The 22997-nt window shown below is 57.8% G+C and carries 25 protein-coding genes and 1 pseudogene; 11 read left to right on the top strand and 15 right to left on the bottom strand.

All coding sequences use genetic code 11. The annotated features are described in order from the left end of the window. Positions 1–10 precede the first annotated feature (10 nt). The 5 genes from ACX80D_RS04585 to ACX80D_RS04565 all read left to right on the top strand — a co-directional run bounded on the left by ACX80D_RS04585 (position 11) and on the right by ACX80D_RS04565 (position 3338). A complete protein-coding gene (locus tag ACX80D_RS04585) occupies positions 11–589 on the top strand; it encodes a helix-turn-helix domain-containing protein (protein WP_459321452.1) in 579 nt (192 codons plus the stop codon). Positions 590–817: 228 nt separating this feature from the next. Next, positions 818–1381 carry a GntR family transcriptional regulator gene (locus ACX80D_RS04580; protein WP_459321451.1) on the top strand — a complete coding sequence of 188 codons (564 nt, stop codon included), beginning with the start codon at positions 818–820 and terminating at the stop codon, positions 1379–1381. Next, entirely contained in the window at positions 1282–2229 is a 948-nt protein-coding gene (locus ACX80D_RS04575; RefSeq protein WP_459321450.1) for a DMT family transporter, read from the top strand. Before ACX80D_RS04580 ends, ACX80D_RS04575 begins: the two co-directional genes overlap by 100 nt. Before the next feature lie 148 nt (positions 2230–2377). Then, positions 2378–2932 carry a cysteine hydrolase family protein gene (locus ACX80D_RS04570; RefSeq protein ID WP_459321449.1) on the top strand — a complete coding sequence of 185 codons (555 nt, stop codon included), beginning with the start codon at positions 2378–2380 and terminating at the stop codon, positions 2930–2932. A gap of 139 nt (positions 2933–3071) precedes the next feature. Beyond that, on the top strand, positions 3072–3338 hold the full coding sequence (locus ACX80D_RS04565) for a hypothetical protein (protein ID WP_459321448.1): 267 nt from the start codon (positions 3072–3074) through the stop codon (positions 3336–3338). Between the two features lie 139 nt (positions 3339–3477). Here ACX80D_RS04565 and ACX80D_RS04560 read toward each other — a convergent pair whose 3' ends face one another. The 9 genes from ACX80D_RS04560 to ACX80D_RS04520 form a co-directional block, all read right to left on the bottom strand. Beyond that, on the bottom strand, positions 3478–3753 hold the full coding sequence (locus ACX80D_RS04560; RefSeq protein ID WP_459321447.1) for a hypothetical protein: 276 nt from the start codon (positions 3751–3753) through the stop codon (positions 3478–3480). A gap of 81 nt (positions 3754–3834) precedes the next feature. Beyond that, positions 3835–4617 carry a class I SAM-dependent methyltransferase gene (locus tag ACX80D_RS04555; protein WP_459321446.1) on the bottom strand — a complete coding sequence of 261 codons (783 nt, stop codon included), beginning with the start codon at positions 4615–4617 and terminating at the stop codon, positions 3835–3837. A 300-nt stretch (positions 4618–4917) separates the two neighbouring features. Then, positions 4918–5988: a GNAT family N-acetyltransferase gene (locus ACX80D_RS04550; RefSeq protein WP_459321445.1), complete on the bottom strand. Its 1071-nt coding sequence runs from the start codon at positions 5986–5988 to the stop codon at positions 4918–4920. Positions 5989–6004: 16 nt separating this feature from the next. Beyond that, a complete protein-coding gene (locus tag ACX80D_RS04545; protein ID WP_459321444.1) occupies positions 6005–8395 on the bottom strand; it encodes an ATP-binding cassette domain-containing protein in 2391 nt (796 codons plus the stop codon). 735 nt (positions 8396–9130) lie between these two features. Beyond that, positions 9131–9679 carry a GNAT family N-acetyltransferase gene (locus tag ACX80D_RS04540; protein ID WP_459321443.1) on the bottom strand — a complete coding sequence of 183 codons (549 nt, stop codon included), beginning with the start codon at positions 9677–9679 and terminating at the stop codon, positions 9131–9133. A gap of 1320 nt (positions 9680–10999) precedes the next feature. Then, positions 11000–12082, bottom strand: a complete 1083-nt coding sequence (locus ACX80D_RS04535; protein ID WP_459321442.1) for an SDR family oxidoreductase — start codon at positions 12080–12082, stop codon at positions 11000–11002. 328 nt (positions 12083–12410) lie between these two features. Beyond that, positions 12411–12941, bottom strand: a complete 531-nt coding sequence (locus tag ACX80D_RS04530; protein WP_459321441.1) for a hypothetical protein — start codon at positions 12939–12941, stop codon at positions 12411–12413. Between the two features lie 53 nt (positions 12942–12994). Further along, positions 12995–13252, bottom strand: a complete 258-nt coding sequence (locus tag ACX80D_RS04525; protein WP_459321440.1) for a type II toxin-antitoxin system RelE family toxin — start codon at positions 13250–13252, stop codon at positions 12995–12997. Then, on the bottom strand, positions 13249–13533 hold the full coding sequence (locus ACX80D_RS04520) for a type II toxin-antitoxin system Phd/YefM family antitoxin (protein ID WP_459321439.1): 285 nt from the start codon (positions 13531–13533) through the stop codon (positions 13249–13251). Before ACX80D_RS04520 ends, ACX80D_RS04525 begins: the two co-directional genes overlap by 4 nt. Before the next feature lie 132 nt (positions 13534–13665). Between ACX80D_RS04520 and ACX80D_RS04515 the strand changes: the two genes are divergently transcribed. Beyond that, positions 13666–14118 carry a prevent-host-death protein gene (locus ACX80D_RS04515; protein ID WP_459321438.1) on the top strand — a complete coding sequence of 151 codons (453 nt, stop codon included), beginning with the start codon at positions 13666–13668 and terminating at the stop codon, positions 14116–14118. Here the strand turns inward: ACX80D_RS04515 and ACX80D_RS04510 are convergent. After that, on the bottom strand, positions 14115–14300 hold the full coding sequence (locus ACX80D_RS04510; protein WP_459321437.1) for a hypothetical protein: 186 nt from the start codon (positions 14298–14300) through the stop codon (positions 14115–14117). The genes ACX80D_RS04515 and ACX80D_RS04510 overlap by 4 nt on opposite strands. Positions 14301–14628: 328 nt before the next feature. On the opposite strand from ACX80D_RS04510, the gene ACX80D_RS04505 reads away from it, so the two are divergent. Further along, complete coding sequence (locus tag ACX80D_RS04505) at positions 14629–14904, top strand: hypothetical protein (protein ID WP_459321436.1); 276 nt, start codon at positions 14629–14631, stop codon at positions 14902–14904. A 106-nt stretch (positions 14905–15010) separates the two neighbouring features. Here the strand turns inward: ACX80D_RS04505 and ACX80D_RS04500 are convergent, their stop codons facing one another. Beyond that, positions 15011–15247 carry a hypothetical protein gene (locus ACX80D_RS04500; protein WP_459321435.1) on the bottom strand — a complete coding sequence of 79 codons (237 nt, stop codon included), beginning with the start codon at positions 15245–15247 and terminating at the stop codon, positions 15011–15013. A gap of 476 nt (positions 15248–15723) precedes the next feature. Here ACX80D_RS04500 and ACX80D_RS04495 point away from each other — a divergent pair, with 476 nt between their 5' ends. Beyond that, a complete protein-coding gene (locus ACX80D_RS04495; RefSeq protein WP_459321434.1) occupies positions 15724–16215 on the top strand; it encodes a hypothetical protein in 492 nt (163 codons plus the stop codon). A 538-nt stretch (positions 16216–16753) separates the two neighbouring features. Here the strand turns inward: ACX80D_RS04495 and ACX80D_RS04490 are convergent. Then, positions 16754–17281 (bottom strand): DUF427 domain-containing protein, encoded by a 528-nt coding sequence (locus ACX80D_RS04490; RefSeq protein ID WP_459321433.1) that lies wholly within the window; start codon positions 17279–17281, stop codon positions 16754–16756. Between the two features lie 225 nt (positions 17282–17506). Between ACX80D_RS04490 and ACX80D_RS04485 the strand changes: the two genes are divergently transcribed. From ACX80D_RS04485 to ACX80D_RS04475, 3 genes are all read left to right on the top strand, one after another. Continuing rightward, positions 17507–17785 (top strand): CopG family transcriptional regulator, encoded by a 279-nt coding sequence (locus ACX80D_RS04485; protein WP_459321432.1) that lies wholly within the window; start codon positions 17507–17509, stop codon positions 17783–17785. Further along, on the top strand, positions 17782–17985 hold the full coding sequence (locus tag ACX80D_RS04480) for a hypothetical protein (protein ID WP_459321431.1): 204 nt from the start codon (positions 17782–17784) through the stop codon (positions 17983–17985). The genes ACX80D_RS04485 and ACX80D_RS04480 overlap by 4 nt, the downstream gene beginning before the upstream one ends. A 1720-nt stretch (positions 17986–19705) precedes the next feature. After that, positions 19706–20014 (top strand): hypothetical protein, encoded by a 309-nt coding sequence (locus ACX80D_RS04475; RefSeq protein WP_459321430.1) that lies wholly within the window; start codon positions 19706–19708, stop codon positions 20012–20014. Positions 20015–20836: 822 nt separating this feature from the next. Here the strand turns inward: ACX80D_RS04475 and ACX80D_RS04470 are convergent. The 3 genes and pseudogenes from ACX80D_RS04470 to ACX80D_RS04460 form a co-directional block, all read right to left on the bottom strand. Then, positions 20837–21019: a hypothetical protein gene (locus tag ACX80D_RS04470; protein WP_459321429.1), complete on the bottom strand. Its 183-nt coding sequence runs from the start codon at positions 21017–21019 to the stop codon at positions 20837–20839. Positions 21020–21109: 90 nt separating this feature from the next. After that, complete coding sequence (locus ACX80D_RS04465; RefSeq protein WP_459321428.1) at positions 21110–21241, bottom strand: hypothetical protein; 132 nt, start codon at positions 21239–21241, stop codon at positions 21110–21112. 80 nt (positions 21242–21321) lie between these two features. Beyond that, positions 21322–22523: pseudogene (locus ACX80D_RS04460) on the bottom strand (aconitase family protein); the annotation flags it as partial. Positions 22524–22997 lie beyond the last annotated feature (474 nt).

Raw genomic sequence — 22997 nt, 5'->3', positions numbered from 1 at the left:
ACTTTTGCGCATGACGCAAGAAACCGATGTTGACTCAGTGATCCGCCAACGAATCCGCAGCCTCCGCGCAGCTCGCGGCTGGTCCCTGGACAGCCTTGCCGCCCGCTGTGGACTCAGCACCTCCACTCTGAGTCGGATCGAAACGGGTCACCGCCGGATTGCATTGGACCAGCTCATACCGATCAGCCGGGCTTTGGACACTACTTTGGATGCGCTGGTGGAATCACACGGCGATGCGGACGTGGTGATTCGCCCGCAACCCGGGCAGTCACAGGGCCTGACAACCTGGATCCTCTCCAGTGATGATGGCTTGTACGGCAAAACGGTCGCCAAGCTCCGGATCACCCCCGACCGTCCGCAGCGGCTCGGCGTCCACCCAGGCCGCGACTGGTTCACCGTACTCACCGGCATAGTCAGGCTAGAGCTGGGGGAGCGGACCATCCTGGTGCACCCGGGCGAGGTTGCGGAATTCTCCACCATGGTTCCGCACGCCATCTGTGCCCATGAAGCGCCTGTGGAAATCCTCAGCATCCTCAATCACGACGGCGGACGGGCTCACCTCCACGGCGAATCCCACCCGGCGGGTTAAGCGCACGGTGCTAGCGCTGCTGGGAGCTCGCGTAGGACGACGCCATCCGAGCTGATATTTTCAGAAAGCTTCATCTGCTGACGGCGAGTGTTGCGTGGTTAGCTCTGGCAGCCGGAGTCCTCGGCGTGAACCAGACTATGGTCCCCAGTTCTGCCGTCACTGCGGGGATCAATCTTGTCCAGTTAATCGTCTTTTGGGGATTCCTGAGCGTTCTCATGATGTTCGTTTATGGCAGCTCCCACAGTTATTTCGGTACCGGTTATGGCCAGAAATTCTGGCAGATACCGAAGCCACCATGAGCGGCGAACGTTAGCCATGCTGAGCGTCGATCCAGTTCAGCCGTTCCACCCGTACGAACAAATCCGGAGTCAAGTCCTCGCACTCATCAGCGAGGGTGAGCTCAAGCCGGAAACGCGCTTGCCCACCGTCCGCAAACTCGCCGCTGATCTCGGAGTGGCACCCAATACCGTGGCCCGGACGTATCGCATACTTGAACTCATCCGCGCCATCGAGACCCGCGGCCGGCACGGCACCTTCGTCTCTGCGCATGAGGATCCCATCCCGCGTCAGGCGCAGAAAGCTGCCGAAGAATACGCCCACCACATCCGCTCCTTGGGACTCGGTAATCAGGACGCCAGTGCCTTCCTTAAGCACGACGCCGGGACTCACCTGCGTGCCTTAAGATGGGCAGAATGGTTCCCACCGCGCGTCGACCCCACGCCCTTTCGCTCAGCAAGCCTGAATTGGCGCTGCTGGCCATCACGGCGGTATGGGGTGGCACCTATCTGGTGATCCACTTAGCCATGAAGTACAGCGGTCCCATGTTCTTTGTGGGGCTCCGCTTCGCCATTGCAACCCTGGTTGCGTGCTTGATATTCCGGCGCGTTTTGAGGGGGATGAGCCGGGCAGATCTGGGCGCCGGAGCCGCTATCGGTGTCATGATCTTCTTCGGTTACGGTCTTCAAACCGTGGGCCTACAAACTATCAGCAGCAGTACCTCGGCGTTTTTGACAGCCCTTTTCGTTCCAATAGTGCCATTTTTGCAATGGGCGGTGTTCCGGAAACGGCCGCACGCCATGGCGTTCATCGGGGCGGGTCTGGCGTTTGCCGGACTGGTGATGTTGGCTGGTCCGGATGCCTTTAAGGTCGGCTTGGGCACGGGCGAGGTGGTGACTCTGGTCAGCACCGTTGCCATTGCAGGTGAGATCGTGCTGATCAGCCTCTTTGCGCCAAAGGTCAATTTAGGCCGTGTCACAGTAGTGCAATTGCTAGTGTGCAGCGTGCTCTCATTCTTGGCCATGCCCGTCACTGGAGAATCCATTCCCGAGTTCTCCTGGGTGTGGCTGGTTGCAGGGGTAGCTCTGGGACTAGCCAGCTGCCTGATCCAACTGACCATGAACTGGGCGCAGAAATCGGTGGACCCCACACGAGCCACCATCATTTACACCGGAGAACCCGTGTGGGCAGGCGTCATCGGACGCATCGCGGGGGATAGGCTGCCGGGTCTGGCCTTGGTGGGCGCCTTGCTCATTGTGCTCAGCGTGTTGGTCAGTGAGCTCAAACCCATGAGCCGCAAGCCCTCAGGGAATCCGTCCTCCATGGTGGAACTGCCCACCGCTAAAAAGGAGCCGGGGGAGTAGCACCATAAGTCAGTGGCGATTCATCGGCCCGGCTGTTCTTCTCAGGTGCGTTTCAGGTGCGTTCATCTCAGAGGTGTTCACCTGCGCTGGCCTACCGCGTAGTGTGTTGTGGGAACGTGAAACTCAACCACGCAGGAGATGATTCCCGTTGACAACGCTCAACAATCGGCCTCATACGGCGCTGCTAGTGATCGATGTTCAAAACGACGTCATGGCCGAGAGCTACAATTCCGAGGCGATCATTGCCAATATTGCATCCCTCATTGATAAGGCCCGTTCAGCAGGAACTGCTGTGGTGTGGGTGCAACACTCGGACGCCGAGCTGGTCCCGGATACCGAGGGCTGGCAGTACGTCCCAGAACTCATCCGGCTGGAAACTGAGCCGCTGGTACCCAAGATGTACGGAGACTCCTTCGAAGGCACCGATCTGGAAGACGTGCTGGAACGCAACGGCGTTGGCACACTGGTGGTTGCCGGGGCACAGACCGATATGTGCATCCGCTCCACGATCCACGGCGCCTTCGCCCGCGGCTACGATGTGACGCTGGTCAGTGACGCACATTCGGGAGCAGACCTCACCGGCTGGGGTGCGCCGTCGCCGGAGCTGGTCATAGCCCACACCAACCTGTATTGGGACAACCAGAAGGCGCCGGGCCGGACCGCGTCAACGGTGCAGACAGCCGCGGTTCAGTTCGCTCCGTAATCTGGTGTTCTCGCTACTGCTTATTGCCCGCCGCCAGAAACGTACGACGGCGGTCATCCCCAGTGCCGCTGTGCCGTTTGCTGGATATGGAACCGAGCCGCTTCCACCAGCCACGTTCCCTCCGCCACGGGAGCTTCTCATGAAATCTCACAGCAAACTTTGGAATACCGTCAATATCTTCGTACGTGGACTCGCACCGGCGATGCCACTGGCACTCTTGACTGCCTGCAGCAGCACCAACTCCACCTCGTCCACCAATGTTCTCCATACTCCCGGTACTGTCTTGGGCACGGTGTTGGCCAACGGCGCCCAGCAAGTGACGCTCAACGGTTTGCCCCTCTACGCCTATGCTGCGGACAAGAATCCCGGAGACGATTCTGGCCAGGGTAAGGGTGGAATTTGGTAGGTCAGCGGGGCCGACGGCGCCAAGGTCACTTCCGCTCCGGCGCAGATCGGCAGCGGTTACTAGAGACACAGCCCGCTTACTACTTCGAGAGATGAAGCAGCAAAACTTACGGGGCCGTGGTTCCCGTAGCCACGGTGGTCTACACCCCGGCGGCAGTGACCATCACCAACACGAAGTCCTGACCCGCCGGATCAGCCGGATCACCTGAGTAGTCAGATGCCGGGGCGTAGCTGCAGTGCCAACTAATTTGGGTGCCCCAAGAATAACTGGAGAGCTTCCCCGTCGCTGAGTGTCCCCGAGGCAACGTGCCGGCGAACGTGAGGGGCATGCTCGGGGAGGCACTGCTGACGGCCAGCGATGGGGGAGCGGTACTGGAGATAATCTCGGTGGTGATGGCCGCCGTCGTACCTGCCAAGATGTCGGGGGAGTAACTCCTGAACTACAGCCAGCTCACCGCTTCCCCCGCAAATCAATTGTCAACTCTAAGTTGCATTCTTCATACGTTGGATCCCAAGACGCTCCGGCGTAGCCGAAAGGCGGCTGTGATGTGGGGAAAGCTAACCAGTCCCGTTTCCGGTGACATGGCCTGTTCGCCCAGTAAACGGATCCGTTCCAGCACGGTTCCTTGATCCGATCTCTGGGCGACGAAAGCCCAGGAATTGGTTAGATCAACGAGCTGGTCGAGGGACAGATCGTAACTAAAGCGAAAATCTTTACGTTCAAAGCCGCCCCGCCCCATAAATTCACGGGGCACGCTTCTGGTTTGATCCGGCGGAATTCCACTCGGCTCCACGATTGCGGCAAGTTCCTTTACCCAATAGCTGCTGCGATCCCACGTATGCCACGCCATACTCATCATTCCGCCTTGCCTCAACACACGGTCACATTCAGGCAGCGCGCGTTCAGGGTCAATCCAGTGCCAGGCCTGGAGGCAAGTTATGGCGTCAACGCTGCGATCATCCAAAGGAATGGATTCCGCGGAGCCGAGGGCAGTGGTGATTCGGCTAGTAGTGGCGGGCAAGAGCTGCTCACAGCTCTTGCGGAGTACCGAGAGCATTTCCTCAGATGTATCAACCGCGGTGACGTAGTGTCCCAGGGTTGCAATTGCACGGGTTCCCAGGCCTGTCCCGGCTCCTAGATCGAGGACTTTGAGTTTGCGATCCAACAGCGGTGAACCCAGCAGCCATGACATCACATCTGGTGTCCAAGCAGGCCGAACTGCGTCATGCAGTACCGCATTGCGACTCGAAGCGGATGGCTCGGCAACAATCTGATTCATGCTTGCCAGTCTAACGAGCGAGAGGTTACAGCTTGCGCACCAACGGTTAGCGGGGCAGCAACGGCGGCGACCAACGATCGTCCATGGACGGAATGCTAATCGTCGGCACGGCTAGGGTGCGTCACTTCAGATGCGACATGACACCAAGGCACGAGACGCCGAATATGACCCCTTCCGGGGCCCAGTTTCACTTTACTTGACATAATGTAGATTATCGGCACAATGTCAGTATTTCTGAAAGTACCGGATTTCAGGGGTTTTGCTCTATGGAGTGAACGCAAGCAATCTACTCAGCGTGCGCTACTCAGTGTGCGACAAGATTTCCCTGATGACGTCCGTCTTGGCGTCGGCGTAAGCGTTCATATCGTCCCAGTCACGCCGTAGCAACAGTTGTTTAGTTGATTCGTAGAGTTCTCGATCATCATCGCTGCGACGGAGCTGGTCGCGAAACCGCAGCCTGTCCACTGCATCCTGGTCACCGGGTTCATTCACGTGGATGTGTACGTCTCTGGCAGAAGTTCTCAGGAGACGGTGCCCAGGTTCACGCACACGCAATTCGTAACCGGCCGAAACCAATTGCTTGACATAATGCTCCTCGTCCGTGATGTCAGGAACAGTGACCAGGATATCGATGATGTCTTTTGCAGCTAGCCCCGGGACAGATGTTGAACCAACGTGGTGGATGGCAGTGACATGCTCGCCTAGCGCCGACTCAATCCTGTTCCGTTCGCTCTCAAACCGAACTATCCAGAACGGGTCGTAAGGCAGAAGCTCGAGCTTTCGATGCTCCACTCCCCCTACTAATTCCGCCCCCGTCACGTCGTCCCTTTTCCTGGGACGGGCAGCGCGCATGAGGAGGCCCATGCCACCGAGGAACTCCGTCGTATGAAATTTCGCGGCGCTCTCAACCATTGTGAAACCCCATTGAGCGTGCAGGTCTATGGAAGCCAAATTGGTCGCATTGACAACGTAGCAGGCCACCGAATCGCGCTCCCAGATCCAGGCTAAGCGCGCTTGCGTCAAAGCACTACCAATCCCCCGCCGCCGCCATTCGGGCTTCACGCTCACTCCGCCCAGATAGTGTCCAGCCGGCGCCAGCTGGTCTGCCTGGGCCCAGAAATGGGTCTTGGCCCAGCCCACAACCACCCCATCAACACAGGCAACCACCACCAGCCGCGAATTATCCGAGATGGCCGCGGCGAGCGGTAGAAGGCCCATAGAATCCTGACCAGACTGCTCGTTGGTCTCAACTATCCGGGGAATATCAGCCACAACGGCCTGGCGAATGATCAGTTGACCGGGCGCCAGGGCGTCACCGAGAGACTTCTCATCCGGTTCATAGTTGACGAAGTTTCCTTCTGGATGGGGCATATGACTCAGTGGTCCATCAGGCGTCAACATAAGCCGCCAAATGCTGGCCTGTCAGCGTCTCTTTCGAGGCCACCAGCGCAGCCGGCGTTCCCTCGAAAACTACCGCGCCGCCGTCGTGCCCTGCCCCTGGACCAATATCAATAATCCAGTCCGCATGAGCCATCACGGCCTGGTGATGTTCAATCACAATCACCGATTTCCCCGACTCGACTAGCCGGTCCAACAGCCCCAGGAGCTTCTCGACGTCGGCCAGGTGCAGGCCCGTGGTGGGTTCGTCCAGAACATAAATGCCGCCCTTCTCCCCCAAGTGCGTGGCCAGTTTGATGCGCTGGCGCTCACCGCCGGAGAGGGTCGTCAGTGGCTGGCCCAGCTTGAGGTAACCCAGTCCGACGTCGGACAGGCGGCTGACGATCTTATCCGCGGCAGGCAGTTTGGCCTCACCGTCGCGGAAGTACTCCAGCGCCTGATCGACGGACATGTTCAGCACCTCGCTGATGTTCTTTCCGCCCAAATGGTAGTCCAGGACGGCGGCTTGGAAGCGGCGACCCTCGCAGTCCTCACAGGTGGTGGAGACGCCCGCCATCATGCCCAGGTCCGTGTAAATGACCCCGGCGCCATTGCAGGTGGGGCAGGCACCCTCGGAATTGGCGCTGAACAGGGCCGGCTTGACGCCGTTGGCCTTTGCGAAAGCCTTGCGGATGGGCTCCAATAGACCCGTATAAGTGGCCGGATTACTACGACGAGACCCCCTGATGGCTCCCTGATCTACGGTGACCACGCCATCGCGCCCGGAAACCGAGCCGTGGATCAGCGAACTCTTGCCGGAACCGGCCACGCCCGTAATCACTGTCAGCACGCCCAGTGGAATGTCGACGTCAATGTTCTTCAAGTTGTTCTCACTGGCTCCGCGCACCTCCAGGACAGAGGTGTTTTTCCGGAACGAATCCTTCAGTGACATGCGGTCATCCAGATGTTTGCCAGTCAGGGTGCCACTGGCGCGCAGGCCCTCAATGGACCCTTCGTAGACAACCTGGCCGCCGGCGAAGCCAGCCAAGGGACCCAGATCCACCACGTGATCGGCAATCGCGATGGCCTCGGGCTTATGCTCAACCACCAATACTGTGTTGCCTTTGTCTCGCAGCTGTAGCAGGAGCTGGTTCATGCGGGCAATGTCGTGCGGGTGCAGTCCAATGGTGGGCTCGTCAAAAACGTAGGTGATGTCAGTCAGCGAGGACCCCAGATGGCGGATCATCTTGGTCCGCTGAGCCTCCCCGCCGGACAAGGTGCCCGATGGCCTGTCCAGTGACAGGTAGCCGAGTCCGATGGCCACGAAAGAGTCCAGGGACTCCCCCAGCGATTCCAGCAACGGCCCCACCGAGGGCTCATCTAAGGACCTCACCCACGCGGCAAGGTCGCTGATTTGCATGGCACACGCATCGGCGATGCTCACGCCGTCGATCTTGGAATTGCGTGCATGCTCAGCCAGCCGCGTGCCTTCACACTCGGGGCAAGTGGTGAAGACGACGGCGCGCTCCACGAAGGCGCGGATGTGTGGCTGCATGGCGTCAACATCCTTGCTGAGCATGGACTTTTGCATCTTGGGAATGATGCCCTCATACGTTAGGTTGATGCCCTCAACCTTGATCTTGACCGGTTCCTTGTAGAGGAGGTCGTGGAGTTCCTTCTTGTTGAACTTGCCGAGTTTCTTGTCCATGTCGAAGAACCCGGAGCCAGCAAAGATCCGCCCGTACCAACCATCCATGCTGTAGTTGGGTACCGTGATGGCACCCTCGGACAGTGATTTTTCGGCGTCGAACAGGGCAGCTAAGTTGAAGTCATTGATCTTGCCCATACCCTCGCAGCGCGGACACATTCCGCCGGTGATGGAGAAGCTGCGGCGCTCCTTGATCTTCTCCCCCGCCTTCTCGATGGTCACAGCACCGGCGCCGGAGATCGAGGCGACATTGAAGGAGTACGCCTGAGGTGAACCAATATGCGGCTGTGCTAGTCGGCTGAAAACGATCCGGAGCATGGCGTTGGCGTCGGTGACTGTGCCAACGGTGGAGCGAGGATTGGCGCCCATCCGCTCCTGATCAACCAAGATGGCCGTGGTCAACCCTTCAAGAAGGTCGACGTCGGGACGGGCCAGAGTGGGCATGAATCCTTGGACAAAAGCGCTGTACGTTTCATTGATCATCCGCTGCGACTCTGCGGCGATGGTGCCGAAAACCAAGGAGCTCTTTCCCGAGCCGGAGACGCCTGTGAACACCGTGAGGCGGCGTTTGGGAATTTCAACGCTGATGTTCTTGAGGTTGTTGACCCGCGCGCCCTGCACGCGGATCATGTCATGGGCATCAGCGGCGTGCTGGCTTGAATTTGGCGATTCCACGTCTGCATCGGTACTCATAGCCACTCTTTCCTCGGTTCGGCGTCGTTGTCCACTGTAGTGGGAATTCAGTGCGTCAGCGGGCAGAAACTTTCTCCATTTCTGCTCGATGCGTAGGGGCACTCTGCGTGACAGAGCAGTGACTGCACATCTAGGTGGCTCACGTAAGTTCGACTGACTCAATGTGGGGTCAGACAAGATAGAACGACACCCAACATGGACCGTTGTTAGGTGATGTCATGAACTTGAATGGGTTCGGCGATTGGGTCTGGGCATCCCTTCAGCAATTGACAGGCGAAGCGCCATTGGGAACTCTCCTGGCCGTAATCGTTGCCTATTTCTCCTCCCGCTGAACAATCAACCAAAAGACTTTGGCCGACAACCGCAATGCATGGTGGCACCGTGTTCAGTGAGCCATCGATGCGGCGCTGTCGAATGACAAGCCGCTCCAATTGCTTGAATCGGAGAACGACTCAGCGCGCATGGTCGGCGCGTAATCCTGCACAGTCGGGCAAGTATGAAGTTACATTGAACTCACGCGACGGCAGGGTTGTATAGGCGAAGTCAATAACCCAAAAGCGAATCCTCGCCAAGGCCAACAAAAAGATTGCCGGGTAGGCGTTTCAGCACGTCTCCTGCGACTACTGAGGACTCGCCCTCTTACTTCCGGTCCCCCCTTCCGCAAATAGCCTTGCCACGCAAAAATGCCCTGGCCACATGCTTAGCCAGGGCATCTCCTTTCCCTTTCAACTTCTCCTACGACGCTGCCACTGGCTTATCGATCACGAAAAGCTCACAACGGGCGTTGTAGTACTTCTTGGTAGAGCCTTGGTGTTCCATGCCAATGCGGCGGCACACGCTCTGGGAAGCTTCGTTGGCGGGGTTCGTCACGGCCACTACTTGCTCAAGACCTGAGGAAAAAGCATGCTCGAGAATAGCCGTAGCCGCCTCTGAGGCGAAGCCACTCCCCCAGTGGTCCGGATGGAAGTGCCAACCAATTTCGACGTCGTCGGAGGGCTGGAGTGGTTCCTCGCCTGAAGCGGGAATCGGCTTGAGCAGTAGCGCTCCGACGGGCTGACCGTCTTCTTTGCGTGTTACAGCCCAGATCCCGTGGACAGGGTGATTGCCGACCTCCATGAAACGGTTGACTCGAGCCACCGCTTCAGAGCGACTTTCCATCACGGCAGGCTCCGTGCCGATGAAGCGCTGAACCACCCAGCGGGAGTAGAGATCAAAGACGAAATCGACGTCGGATTCCTCCCATGGGCGCAGGGCAAGGCGTTCGGTGTTGATGTGGACTGTCATAAAAGCATTATGCACGTTTCATCAATTCGATGGGCTTGACCCCCGGATTTCTGGGCGAGCCCTGCCGTAACAAAAGTTTCCACGAAGGCAATCTGCTCAACACAACAGTCCACTCAACGCCACATTCCATGATTCTGAGGCGGTCTGGAAAACGAGGCCTGAGAGACTTTGGAACAGCGGTTGATCATTGAGAATTCTCCGCGGGTTCGTGGCTCCAGCGTTGCCCGCGTATCTTTCCGAGATGGTGGTTGTGGAACGTAGCGTTCGTTCCTTATGCCGCCGTTCATGACGGCAGGCGTCAATCCTGGAAAGGCACGCTAATATTTCATCTGCTACTTCATTGGGAGTCACTGTGGTCGATTACCTAGGCGAAGAGCATCTCGCAGGGCTCGGCGAGTTAGCCGGGTACGTATCAGCGGAGGATCCGTAACGTTGTTCTCGGTCGGGCTACCCGAACCTGTCGGTAGCTAGTCGCCGCCGGAAAAGCTCAGCCGCTTGGGTAGGCAGTCCAACTAACCGCCCGTTCACAGGGCCGTTAGCCGGACGTATTTCCTATGGAACTCTAGGCTCTTCGTGGCTGGTTGCGGAGTTCCTGGCTGAGCAACTGGGCATGGCCAATGCTTACAAGCTCAAGTCGTGTGAGTAGCCGTATAAGTCCGTGAATGTGCATCCCTCTGGCATTTTCACCGTCTAATATGTAGATTTCTCCGATGCGGTCGGTCACGAGGTACCGAAGCACTTCTAGGAGGCCCAGAGCGGGAACTCTGGAAGAAACTCCGCCTCGTCTATTTGAATGGGCGGTGGTCTGGCTGTTCGAATGGAAGGTCATTCCCCCTGGCATCCGCAAATTACGGAACTGGTTTTAGTTGATGTCTCACCAAACTGAGCCGCAGGTTGCTCCCTAGCAGCACTGACTCGCAACTGTTCGAGCGGTTGGTTGACGGTGTTCGTTTCGTCGCGGAGGCTCCTCGCGCAGACCGTGAGGCATTAAGTCATAGCCTGGCACCAACTCTGTGTACCCATCGGGACGATGTAGGAGACCCGAGCTCTTCGCGTGCAAGTCGAGGTCGGAGATGGCGAGGGCTGTGATGAGGGCAAGCTGCCGCATAACGTTAGCCTCGGCGCGAGTTCTCAACACATCAGCGATGCACTTCTGGCTCACGGTGCCGCCGTACATCTGGTACTTATGCTGGTAAATATTCTTCCGGAGCTGTGAAATGCGCGCATTTTCTAAGTGTTCTACGAATGCGCCCTTCAGGGGTTCTTCCTCCATCATTCTAGGCATTTAGCTTGGCCGCGCGTGGTGGAGGTGCCTGTGACTCAGGGAATGAGCCGATCTTGGCGGTAGTGATCAAAGAGGGCCATGAATGCGTCTTCGGTCCTCCGATACCCAGTGAAGCCGGCTATGCGGCTCTTGCCCATATCCGCGGTAACTTCGATGTTCCGTCCGAGGTCTCCATCGGTATGCCACCATGAGGCGATGCGGGCGAGATCGGGCTCGATCAGTCCATACTTTTTGCTGATGATGGCCCACGTGGATTCCATGCCCAGCATCTGTTCCATCAAGGGGCGGGGCTGGGTATCGAATCCGACCGCTTCGACGCCGAAGTATGCTGCCAAGCGTGGCCACATCCAGCGCCACCGGAAAACGTCACCGTTAACAATGTTGTAAGCCTGGTCGCCGGCATTAGGTGTAATGGAAGCCCAGATCATGTGTTCGGCCAGCAAACCGCTATCCGTCATGTCTACGAGTGAGTTCCATTGGGTTTCAGAGCCGGGGAAGATGAAAGGGATATCAAGTTCACGGCAGATTGCTGCCTGCGCCGCCAAGGTCAGGCCCATGTTCATGGCGTTGCCAACCGCATGCCCTATGACCGTATGAGCACGATGCACCGACCACGTGAATTCCTGATTGGTGGCTGCATCGAAAAGGATATCTTCCTGAGCGTAGTAAAAGTTCTTGACCTGCAGCCGGGGTTCCTCCTCGTGGAACGGCGTATCAGGCATTTCCCCGGATGCGTAGGCCTCAAAAGGACCAAGGTAATGCTTCAGGTCCGTCATAAGAGCCACATGTTGCACCGGCGCGTGCTTCAAGGCCGCAAGCAGATTTCTCAGCATCCCGGCGTTGACCTCGATATTTTCCTCTTCTGAGTCCTGGCGCAGCCACGCTGTAAAGAAGACGTGCGTGGGATGCTCCCCCGCAAGAGCCTGCCCAAGGCTTGCCGCAGAGGTCAGGTCAGCGGTAATGTGGCGTGCCCCTATTTGCCCTGTGTCCTTACGCGACAGCGCCAGCACATTCCACCCGTCTGCGAAAAGCCGCGCAACGATAGCAGAGCCTGCGATTCCGCTGGCTCCCACAACAAGAGCCGTGCGTTGACTCTCGGATACCTGAGTGGCTTGCATAGATTGTCTCCTCAATGGTGCCGGTAAAGCGTTCCCTAGCTTGCAACCTTAGCGGCTCAAGTGCGCTGGACTCCCAGCGGATCGGGCACGCACGGCAGATAACCGGTTCTCTTCTCATCGATCAGTAAAGTGCGCTCTCCTCTCCAAAGATGGAGTCTGAGAGGGGCATTTCTGACCAGTTCCCTGTAACAGCCCGCTATGCGCCCGAAGATAATCGTCGCGTTTCTGCTGGGTGATTCAACGCCCACAGGCAGGGCGCTCTACGAGACTGGGACTCCGTACATGTGGTTGGTGCCAGGAATTGAGTTCCACTGAGGACGCAGGACGGTTACCGGCGACTGCCGATTTCGCGATGCCAGAACTGGCCGTCATCACTGACGGCACGCAAGATGGCGTCCGGTTCCACAGACGCGGACCACAACTCGATGAGATAGGAATCAAGTAGTTGCTCGGAGAACTCGTCATCGCGTCCCTGATCTCTCCCCATTGCGCTAACTCGCATCCTGTAGCTACCCGATGCGACACCGTCGAGCTTTCCCCAGTTCATGCCCGCCCAGCTCGCCCACTGCATTTCGTGCCCGTCTGGGAGGACGAAGGATACCTCGACTACGTCTTCCCATTCAGGATCAATCGACGTTGGAGGCCCTTCCCGCAGAATAATACGCACGGGCGAGCCGCCTGAGCGGCGGCCGAAATGGATGTATATGCCGCTGGAGTCGGAAACGCCAACCAAGCCGTTGAGATGCCCTGTGAAGTAGTGGTCGAAAATACCGTCGAAACCATCACCATCAGCATTCCAGACAAGATCAAATTGTCCGTAGTCGGTATTTATGACCCGATCCAACAGCACTTTTTCCATAGGCTCAGGATACGGCCCACGCGGTGGCCTAAAGCTCATTCATCGGCTAGCAGTCAGCGTTCGTAAACGTTGCTGCGATGACCAAGCGTGATCTCTGCTACAACCAGGATGTTGTCGACAACCGTGTAGACGATGCGGTAGTCCCCTATGCGAACTCTGAGACCGGGACGTCCTTGTAGGGCTTTGGCGCCTGGTGGTCGAGGATCCTCACCAAGAAGCGCGATCGCTCCACGAATGCGGTCGCGATCATGATGGTCAATTCGTTTCAACGCGCGAACTGCGGCAGGACGCAACTCGACTCGGTAGGTCATACCCAGCCCAGATCGACTTTCACTTGAGCCCAAGGGATATTGGGACCCTCCTCTGCCATCGCCACATCGAATGAGGCGACATCTTCGGCATCTTCCAGAGCTTCAAGCATCTGCTCGTAGCGCTCAGGGCTGATCACCACGGCAGCGCGATGACCGCGGCGCTCGATGAACACCGCTTCGGTCTTCGAGCGATCGATGACGTCTGAAAAATGGTTGCGTGCGTCTGCGACGCTGACAATGGACATCATCAAATTGTCCATCGAGCCTTTTGAAATGTACATGGAATAAGTTCCTTGAAAGGAAAGTCACGTTGATCGCGCTACCCTCTGAAGGAACCTCCTGCGGGACTGATTAAGACTCAAGGTGCAAGAATCCCAGGGACTTCTGAATACGTTCTGAACTAGGCTCGAAGCATGAACACACTCGCCCGTTCCCGAACCACGTTTCAGTCTTCTGAATTGAGCCGCTCTTCCGCTGATGTCTTCGCGGCTGCGGCAGATCATCCTGTTGAGGTTACTCGTCGTGACGGTGAATCTCTGGTTCTCATGTCCGGCAGTGCAGATCGAGCACGCACTAATCTGCTGGAGCTGGCAGCCCAGCTTGTTGCGGTTTCTACGAGCACGGATGGAACTCTCGTAACGCGCATGATCGACAGGTTCCCTTGGATGCTGGCGCTGAGCTCGGCTGATCGGCAGGCCTGTGTCAATGATATTTTGTCTGCCGCACGCGCTTCGTTCGCCACCAACCAGCCGCACATGGCCATTGCTGAACTCACAGCTTGGCGCGAAACGGCGACGGCTATCGCCGGCCTCGGCCAGGAGCCCGTGGAATGGCTAGATGACTCCGTAGTCGTTGAGCGCCCCTAAGGGATGGCCAAGAACCTGAAGGTCGAGCGGCCAACAAAGAAGTCTGAATACGAGGTGAACACGGCGTCGTGACCCGTAATGGCTTCACCATTGAGCGATGGCAGCACAAGCCAACGCTCAAGGGCGACGCTCGTATGTGGTTCTACGTCGGGGGCCCGGTGGTCTATCTGGAGCAGGTCCATACCAGGCATCCCAACGAGACCAAGTAGGGATCTTGGGGAAAGAATACATCCAACGGTAGCGTCTCTCTCAGATGCCTAACCAATGGACCGCAGCCTGGTCGGAGCGATCCTCCAAGAGTCCACCCGCAGGGGAACGGCTAACGGGAATGGGCATCCCCTAGTCGTTAGACTGCCGGACAGGAGAATGGAGGGCTGATGTTTTCTACTTGCATCGACCAAGAAGCCGCAAAATGGATCACGACCGGCGTTGAGCACTGGTGGAATCTGGTGACGCTAGGCCCGCCGGGATGACACCCTCCCCGAGCCGGTATTGCGCACGCCCCAGCTGATGGTCCCGAATCGTGAGTACTACCTGTGCAGGGTCTCGCTGCAGGACTTCGTAACCGGGGCGATCGAAGACTCGTGGCAGACGGAAACGGGTCACACCTTGCCGCACCCCGCCTCCATCTGGCCCTCGGACCAGTCTTGGTGCATCACCTCAGACGTTGATCCCCATTGGGCTGGCATCGGGGCTGAACAGGCGCTGATCGATCCGCTACTGACCGAGCCACGTCTCGACGTCGTCCGGGTCGAGCCGAATCAAAAAATGCCCTTTTACCACTAGGGGCGGCGAACCAAAGACACGGAGGGAAAGCGCCCGCAGCAGTAACGTGAAACGGAGCCAAATGCCTATTCGTAGTCAGAGAATTGTTAGTTCTGAAGCCGATAGGCTACTCGCCCGCGGGACCCTCTTCGTTTGCTGTTTGCTCTATCCAGTCGAATGCCTCATCTGACAGGAAAAGTCCGTCGTGCCCGGTGTCTTGAATCCAAGAATCTTCCGCCGTGGCTTGGCCTGTCATAGCAGTTATCTGGTCAAGAATGTCTGGCGGCACGACGTCGCCATTGTTGTCGATCAGCCATTGCTGAGTTGGAGAGTCGAGTAGTGGCCACCAGTCCTGAATGTTCATGGCGTCATTCTGACACCGCATTGGCCACGACGGGAAGCCCTACCGGGCCGGCGGGTATGGCGTGAGGCATCGCGATTCGCAAGGTGCCAGTTTCGCCCGCGATGTCATTTGCGTGAACGATCGTTCCTTGACACCAGGACTATGACCACAAGGCACACGACAAGCAGTGCGACGTAGAGCCCTTTAACGAGTGCCCCATTTCCGATGAAGATCATCACCAGGCTGAGAGCAGCTAAGAAGGCAAAGCCAATTTTCCATGCTTTCAAAATGTTCTCCTTTGGTCTCATGCTCCAGTAGACATTGGATTGCCTAAATGGGGAACACCCAGCGCTACACCCACCAACAGTCCATGGGTGTGAAGGAGAAACCGGCATTTTCATCCATGTAGTCCGGGAAGTTCTCCGCCGAGACCATATGCCGTTGCGATAGTTCCGGAAAGTCGGGAATTAATTGCTGACTGCTGTTAGCCTTTCACGATGCGGGTACTGCTCACACTCCTCGGAATCGTTGCGATCATCGTCTACTCCTTCATCGGGGCAACATTGATGAACGACTGGGCAGTGATCGCCGCGAGCGAGATGCCGCTTGAAACGACGATTGCTGACATGGATGCTGCGGATCAGACATACACCACCGTTCCGGGCTTCGTCTTCGCGGTGATGGGTATATTGCTCTCACTTGCTTGGGGCGTGACGACGCTTTTCCGCCGATCCGCAACTGCGAACTGGGCAGCCGTGTCACTATGGGCCGGAATCGTCGCATTGGGTGCGCCGGCATATTTCTTCACGTCGTTCACCAACCTGAACTCAGTAGGTGATACCTATCTTGATTGGAACGCCGAGGCGGCATTCGCGTTGGAGGCGCCCCTGTACATGGTCAGCGGACTCGCGTTCCTTGTTGTCGTTGCAATGATGGTGACGGCGGTGAACAAGGCAATGGCGCGGAAGAAAACGTCGCCGCTCACGTAGCAGGACAACAAAACAGGCTTGTAGCCCCTGACCGCCGGGCACACGAGCGGAGGCGCCAAGTCCGCCTTACGGTGGGACATGCGCTCGATCGCGGTGACCTAGCGTGGAAACAGCTTTCCCCGCGACTGTAAGAGTTGAATGAGTGTGCAAAATAACCTGATTCGAGATTGCCGTAAATGCCCTAGCTAGGGCGCTTCGCTCTTCATTGATTGACAGGGTTGAAGAATGAATCCACGCTCGATTCCCGCCACTGCCATCTTGCTTCTATTTGCCGCACCAGGCTCTCCCGGGGCTCCCTGTTCGATCAACAGGTGGACCTCACTCTGCGCGACCTCGTAAACCCCGAGTCCGATGCTCCCGATGTCACAACACAGGCGGAAGGCATAACAGACAGGGCGTCTGTATACCGGTGTGATTGCGTTGAGGCGTACAGCACTGCAGAAGCAGACTATGTCCGGTTTGATACTCGAAAGCGTGCTGACGTGTATGGGGACCGTGTATGGGTACATCGATCTTGCCGGAGGGTGGGGCGCGGCGCTCACCAGCCGGCGGTGCCCGGGCCGCCCTTGAATGGTCCAACGATCTGCGCGGTGATCCAACCGCCGTAGAAGTCGCCTTCTTGGAAGCTGACCTGCTGGCCGTTGACCTCGCAGGATTCCATTCGGCCTGGGTAGAGTGCCACGCGGGTACTGAGCATCTCGAAACCAGAGACTGGTTTGGGGTAAGTCCACCCCGCGCGGGAAGCGATGATTCCGCCAGCCGCAACGTCAAAGTAGTGTGCTTCTCCCTTGTATTCGCAGATACTGGTGCCTGGAGCTGGAACGAGTACACCGGAGGCGAATGCATCCAGTGGCAAGTAGTAGACGGGAGGGTGACTGGTCTCTAGGACGCGCACTGCATTGGTGGTGTCGGCAATTACGTGTCCACCAAGGCGAACAATGATCCGTTCCGATCTTGGCTCGACTTTTGGTGGTCGAGGGTAGTCCCATACCGATTCTTGGCCAGCTTTGGGCTTGATGGGTTGGGGACGGCGGGAGAAGCCTGGATGATCTTTAGCAGCAGTCATATCCACATCCTGCCATCTTGCGATGGGATGCCACCGTGAATGAAGGGATTGTCTCGGTCGGTCTATGCCCGAGCGTTCAATGCTCCATGCTCAATGTTGTATCCATAAACGTCATGTACCTTGGCGTCGACCGACCCAAAAGGGAACCTCATGCGGGAGGTTCGAGCAATGGTTCCCCTCGTCGTACTCTGGTCACCTCCGGTGATTCGTATGACGACTGTAGTCATGGAACGAAAAATACGTGGACAACCAGTCTCAGGGGCCGAGATCGACTGGTGGGTCGAGGAAGCTGAGACTGGGTACGACGTCGAAGACCTCAAGGCCCGCATGGGACGCCCCGCCAGAGGGGCTACAGCTTCACAGGTCGTGCCCGTGCGCTTGACCACCGAAGAGCTGGCTGCGGTCATGGAGCGGGCTGAGCGCGAGCATCTGAACCGCTCAGAGGCGTTCCGTGCTGAGCTGTCGAGCTGGGCGCACACGGATAACACGGTTGCCAGTTCATGATGGTTCGCGGCTCCGCGCACAGGCACGGAATCAACGATGAGGACGGGGTCGAAGCGGCCTCGTGGCCGCTTGTGGAGGTCCCGCTGGACGATGAAGATCCTCGACGCTTCCTCCGTTTGGGGTTTGATACCCGAAGCAGGCTGTTGGAACTCATCCACGCGATGAAGTGCAGACCCAAGTACCTCTCGCTGCTCGACTGACGGGGACAGCTCCGACTGTGCCAGCTCGTGGGCCAGCTGGTCATTAGTAACGCCTCATAGGGGAACCTTTACCGGACAGCTGAAACCAGGTCGGGGCCGATGGGTTTTGGAGAAGAAAAAGTGGAGTTGTCCACGACGAACGTGGCACGTTCCCAGGGGCGTGCCGCCTTGAAGTACAGACGTTGTCCGCCGACGTAACGGCGCATTGTGGGGTGCCCCCGGGTCCGGGTTGCTGCCGTTTCGGTTCGCCATTCGTGCCGCGGTTTCGGTGAAAGGAACGTCCAGGTACACCGAAGCATCCCAATATGAGGCGAGCTCATCGCGGTGGAGGAACATGCCTTCCACCACTATCACTACATCCGATGGCGCACGAACGACTTCCCTTGGTGCCAGTCGGTCGGCCTGCGCACCGTAGGAAACCGGTGAATACCAGCCGTTCCCGTGAGGACCGAGGGGTTCGAGCACTTGGGTGAGGAGGGCAGCATAGTTGTACGTGTCCTCCCAAAACCCTTCCGGCGACGCACGACCTTTGGCATGTCTGACCAGCGAAGGATTCAAGAAGTCATCAACATGGATGGTGATCGCTGGTCGGTCCCGGATCTCCGCTACCAAGTTGGCAGCGAAGGATGTCTTGCCAGTGAGTGCATCAACTTTTCCATACGTCCATTCTCCACGGCTCGGCCCCTCACCGCCGACCGCAAGGGAACGGTCTAAGGGACACTATTCGCGGGGCCGCAATGAAGATGAAGGATGCTGGTGGATCGCAGAGATAAATGGTGACTCTACTGCAGCGCTGAATGACACCCCGGCGCCCGAAAGTCAAACCGTCAATGGCTGCCCCGTCGGACATATTCAGCCTCTGGGAGGAGGCGCTTTCTTTCGGCCGCTGACAGACTGGACCAATGCATACACTCGCCATGACTAATTTGTTTGGGGCTATTGAGCGAGACGGTATCCAGTGAAGAGAGCGATTTCCCTGCTGTGTGTGTTCGTGACAGCGGCGGTTCTAGCCACGGGCTGCACCAGTCATTCGGTCCCGACGCACCCGTTTGATCATGAGCTGGTGAATGAGAGTTCCGTGGCAGTGCCAGTGCCAGATCGAGGTGAGGTTGCACTCGTCGTCTCACGCTTGGAAGAAGCGGGGTTCTTTTGCGCGCAAGTGCGTGCCAATAGCGATGCCGCCCAAGTTTGGTGTCGTGCTTCAGAGAACCCAGTGGGAAATGAGATCGACAGTTCGGCGACGTCGGTGAACATTGTGACAACCCGGGAAGGCGTCATTCAATATGCAGATATTTCAGCCTAGAGAGGTGGGCGCGACGGTGACTGAGACAGACTACGCGAAGTGCTGGATGCTTCATTCTTGGCCCTGTGGCCCAGTGATGCGTCGAAGCTCCACAAAGTAATCACTGAAGTTGTTAGGGGCCCCGGATTTTTCCCCGATGACCCTCACCCGTCCGTAATCAAGAATTTCAGCACCAAGAATGCCAGCTATCTCGTTGCTGAAGGAGGGCTTGTCCCTAAGTTCCGCCTCATCACCTCGGCAGTTCAGGATCGCAGCTGGCCCTATGCGGCCAATGATTACGCAACGACGATGGCGGTAGCCGGTCCGGAGCTTGAATTGGGTGGATACGAGTGTTCTACACACTGGTCCTCACCGTGCAGAATGAGAGGAGGACAGGGGTCCAACCAAGAAATAAGGTTCACAACTCCGAACCCAAACTTGAGCCTAGACGACCCGGATCAAATACTCACTGTGGATATGTTCAATCCTGGAACAAGCAATGACGCCGACCTTGAGAACTTGTCCTCTATCGGATTCCCTCAGGAGCTGCCGTTCCTAGTTCCTGCTGCTCGCGGTCCTGTCGAAGCGCAGATCGTGGCCACACAACGCACCGGCGAACCCTTTATTGGAATAGTGGCCGGGACGATCCTCATCGTCGAGCCACCAATTGACCTCCCCCGAGTCAGGACGGGGCCCTTGCCAGTCAACGTAACCATCGGTGTAGCCCCGATCAGCATCGTTCAATGACCGGCCCAGAAGAACACTGCTCCCCGACTGTTTGGCTTCCCGCGGTGTCCGGAATCGATTCTCGTCCGGCGCTAGATCCGGACGCTGGGAGCACTCGCCCCATGCTTCAATCGTAGGGGCCTGCCCACAACCCTGAGTGAACATCAAGTCTGACGATTCATTCCTGGCTAGGATGATTCATCCTAGACCGGCTGAGACTCTGAAGTAGTGAACTCATGCCTTGGTTGTCTGCCTAGCCATCAAGCTTGTACTTGCCGTGTTTGTGCTGATTGTATGCATCAGCTCGTCACATGGGATGTGAGCCTTTCCCGCACGCGGATTGTCACGTCAGAATTTCCGTCCGTCAGTCAAAGTCGTTGAAGAGGGACATTGTGGTTTCTGAAGTTACTGTCGCCCCCCAGCTCTACCGTCGTGGCCTAACTTGCTGTGGCACTGATTGTCACTACAGCCGATGGCAGGGCGCATAGCCTCGAGTGAACTTTGGTGCTTCAGCATCGTCAGCTTGCGTCACAAGAAATCGGACACAGTAGTCCCTCGACCAAGATCTGCTCCGTGCCCTCAGGAGTAACCGTCGCCATGGTCGTCAGAAGTCAAGAGCCCGGAGTCTGATGGCAGGAGTAATGCTGACGTCGAAGGTGCCATACAAGACGAAACGGTACAACCCTCTTCCAGCCCCCGGTCCTTGCTCACTGTGGCACCAAGGTGGTCACGAAAAACATCAGTGACCTCGAAAGCAGTGAGCCCTTGCCGAGCCACGCTAGATTCCGTAGATTATGTTCCCTCCATCTGAGCACCCAACCGCGAAGGCATGGCCAGCTTTTTTCACGGCTTCCCGGAGGGGAACGGGCGCAGCTCCTCACGAATGGCGTCCATGTTGTTGGGGGTCATCCGCCAACGGCTGGTGTCAAATTCCTCGAGTAAGACGTTGTACTGCCCAGACTTCCGGTTGAACTGCACCAGCAGTCGTGTGGGCCACTGCTCTTCGTGGGTGTAGTGGCTCACCATGAACGCCCATACCGCTGGTCCGATCTTATGCGGCTTGAGACCTGCTGGCGCCAAATAGTCCTCAGCTGAGTAAATCAGAGCCGAGGTTCGCTATACCGGCCAATCTTCATCCTTATCCGGATCTATGACGGCCGAGTATGACTCCCAGTGATCGTTACCGGGAGTATTGAGGTTCTCCGCGATGGCACGCAGCAGCTCTCCAGAAACATCGATGGATGACATCTTTCTCCCTCACACGCAGACCTCAGCGTTCTTTAATGCCTAAGTGAGGCATCACCCAGCGACTCTAACGGGAGTCCAGACTAAGTATCGAGAAGCTGACGCAATACGTACTGCAAAATTCCACCGTGGACGTAGTAGGCCTCCTCCGCCGGCGTATCAATGCGCAGCGTCGTGGCGATCTCTCGGGTGGCTCCCCCGGATTCAACCCTAACCATCACCTCCCACGGCAGTGGATTCGCACCGGCCAGACCGAGGAAGGAAAACGTCTCAAATCCGGTAAGCCCCAAGGACTCCGCGCTCTGGCCGTCCTTGAACTGAAGCGGCAGCACGCCCATACCAATCAGGTTGGAGCGGTTAACGCGCTCAAAGGAAGTAGCAAGAACGACCTTGACACCCAGCAACATGGTTCCCTTGGCAGCCCAGTCGCGTGAAGATCCTGAGTCGTAGTCCGTGCCAGCAATGACCAACAGGACGCTCCCTTCTCCTGGCAAGCGTTGGAAACCTCGAAGATGGACTCCATCTCCCCGTCGTCGTTGCGCTTGGTAAAGCCACCTTCCACCCCTGGAACCAGCAGGTTCCGCAGGCGGATATTAGCGAAAGTATCGCGGATCATTACGTTGTGATTGCCGCGGCGCGATCCATAGGAATCGAAATCCGCCTGCGCCACCCCCTGTTCCAAGCGGTACTGCCCCGCCGGTGCGCACTCTTTGATGTTCCCGGCCGGAGAAATGTGGTCCGTGGTGACCGAGTCATCCAACAAAGCCAACACACGCGCCCCCACAATGTCCGCCACTGGTTCCGGCTCACGCGTCATGCCCTAAAAGTATGGTGGCTTGCGCATGTAGCTGGATTCATTGGACCAGGCGAACATACCTCCCGCAGGGACCTCCATGCCGCGCCAATTTTCATCTCCTCGGTACACATCTGCGTATCCGCCCGTGAACATGTCTGCCGCAAGGCTGGCGTTCACCAGTTCCTTGTCGTCCGCCGTCGTAGGCCAAATGTCCTTGAGGAACACCCGTTCACCGGAGACGTAGGTCCCGAGCGGGTCCTTGAGTAGGTCCACGCGCATGGATCCTGCGAGCGCGTAAGCGATGACCAGCGGCGAGGAGGCCAGGAAGTTCACCTTGACCTCGGGGATGAGGGGGCGGGAGTTGCCAATGCAGGTGGTGCAGCCGTAGCCCACTAAGCCGAAGCCGAGTTTGTCCAAGTATGGGGTGAGTCCGGCGCGCTCGAGGTAGTCGGTGACGACGCGTGAGCCGGGGGCCAGAGTGGTTTTGACTCAGAGTTTGCGGTCGAGCCCCAGTTGCACGGCCCTATTGGCGGCAGGGTCACTGCCGGGGAATGATTCATCCCCCGCGTCGTCGAGCCAGCCAACCAGCAAGCAAGCACGGCAATATCTCGGGCCTCGCCGGCAAGTAGGCCACGGACGGCGCGGGTTGTGCTTCGGCGCGGGTCTGCTGCGGAGTAGGGTCCGGTCTTGGCGGCGTTTGGGGGCCGGCGATGGAAGTCTCCACGATGGAGAGGTCCAACCCGACGATTTGGCTGCAGTCCGGTGTGTGCGTGGGATCGTGCACGATGCCTGGTTCCTTGGCGTTGCCTTGTTAGCCAACCGCCGATTAACTACCCGGGGCCGAAGAAGTCTACGAACTTCCCCACCATCCGTGGGACCACCATGTTCATGGGCTGGCCCAACATGGCGGCCTCGGCTTCGATGCCGCCCACACACAGCCCAGCACGCCCAAGCCATTCGTCA

Source organism: Arthrobacter sp. Sr24 (assembly GCF_054511175.1).
This window is presented reverse-complemented; position numbering and strand designations above follow the sequence as displayed.

Excerpts from the sequence above, each read along its gene's own strand:
- ACX80D_RS04585 (WP_459321452.1), top strand. The coding sequence starts at position 11 with ATGACGCAAGAAACCGATGTTGACTCAGTGATCCGCCAACGAATCCGC.
- ACX80D_RS04580 (WP_459321451.1), top strand. The coding sequence starts at position 818 with ATGGCAGCTCCCACAGTTATTTCGGTACCGGTTATGGCCAGAAATTCT.
- ACX80D_RS04575 (WP_459321450.1), top strand. The coding sequence starts at position 1,282 with ATGGTTCCCACCGCGCGTCGACCCCACGCCCTTTCGCTCAGCAAGCCT.
- ACX80D_RS04565 (WP_459321448.1), top strand. The coding sequence starts at position 3,072 with ATGAAATCTCACAGCAAACTTTGGAATACCGTCAATATCTTCGTACGT.
- ACX80D_RS04555 (WP_459321446.1), bottom strand. The coding sequence starts at position 4,617 with ATGAATCAGATTGTTGCCGAGCCATCCGCTTCGAGTCGCAATGCGGTA.
- ACX80D_RS04550 (WP_459321445.1), bottom strand. The coding sequence starts at position 5,988 with ATGCCCCATCCAGAAGGAAACTTCGTCAACTATGAACCGGATGAGAAG.
- ACX80D_RS04545 (WP_459321444.1), bottom strand. The coding sequence starts at position 8,395 with ATGAGTACCGATGCAGACGTGGAATCGCCAAATTCAAGCCAGCACGCC.
- ACX80D_RS04540 (WP_459321443.1), bottom strand. The coding sequence starts at position 9,679 with ATGACAGTCCACATCAACACCGAACGCCTTGCCCTGCGCCCATGGGAG.
- ACX80D_RS04535 (WP_459321442.1), bottom strand. The coding sequence starts at position 12,082 with ATGCAAGCCACTCAGGTATCCGAGAGTCAACGCACGGCTCTTGTTGTG.
- ACX80D_RS04530 (WP_459321441.1), bottom strand. The coding sequence starts at position 12,941 with ATGGAAAAAGTGCTGTTGGATCGGGTCATAAATACCGACTACGGACAA.
- ACX80D_RS04525 (WP_459321440.1), bottom strand. The coding sequence starts at position 13,252 with ATGACCTACCGAGTCGAGTTGCGTCCTGCCGCAGTTCGCGCGTTGAAA.
- ACX80D_RS04520 (WP_459321439.1), bottom strand. The coding sequence starts at position 13,533 with ATGTACATTTCAAAAGGCTCGATGGACAATTTGATGATGTCCATTGTC.
- ACX80D_RS04515 (WP_459321438.1), top strand. The coding sequence starts at position 13,666 with ATGAACACACTCGCCCGTTCCCGAACCACGTTTCAGTCTTCTGAATTG.
- ACX80D_RS04510 (WP_459321437.1), bottom strand. The coding sequence starts at position 14,300 with ATGGACCTGCTCCAGATAGACCACCGGGCCCCCGACGTAGAACCACAT.
- ACX80D_RS04505 (WP_459321436.1), top strand. The coding sequence starts at position 14,629 with ATGGTCCCGAATCGTGAGTACTACCTGTGCAGGGTCTCGCTGCAGGAC.
- ACX80D_RS04500 (WP_459321435.1), bottom strand. The coding sequence starts at position 15,247 with ATGAACATTCAGGACTGGTGGCCACTACTCGACTCTCCAACTCAGCAA.
- ACX80D_RS04495 (WP_459321434.1), top strand. The coding sequence starts at position 15,724 with ATGCGGGTACTGCTCACACTCCTCGGAATCGTTGCGATCATCGTCTAC.
- ACX80D_RS04490 (WP_459321433.1), bottom strand. The coding sequence starts at position 17,281 with ATGACTGCTGCTAAAGATCATCCAGGCTTCTCCCGCCGTCCCCAACCC.
- ACX80D_RS04485 (WP_459321432.1), top strand. The coding sequence starts at position 17,507 with ATGGAACGAAAAATACGTGGACAACCAGTCTCAGGGGCCGAGATCGAC.
- ACX80D_RS04480 (WP_459321431.1), top strand. The coding sequence starts at position 17,782 with ATGATGGTTCGCGGCTCCGCGCACAGGCACGGAATCAACGATGAGGAC.
- ACX80D_RS04470 (WP_459321429.1), bottom strand. The coding sequence starts at position 21,019 with ATGGTGAGCCACTACACCCACGAAGAGCAGTGGCCCACACGACTGCTG.
- ACX80D_RS04465 (WP_459321428.1), bottom strand. The coding sequence starts at position 21,241 with ATGTCATCCATCGATGTTTCTGGAGAGCTGCTGCGTGCCATCGCGGAG.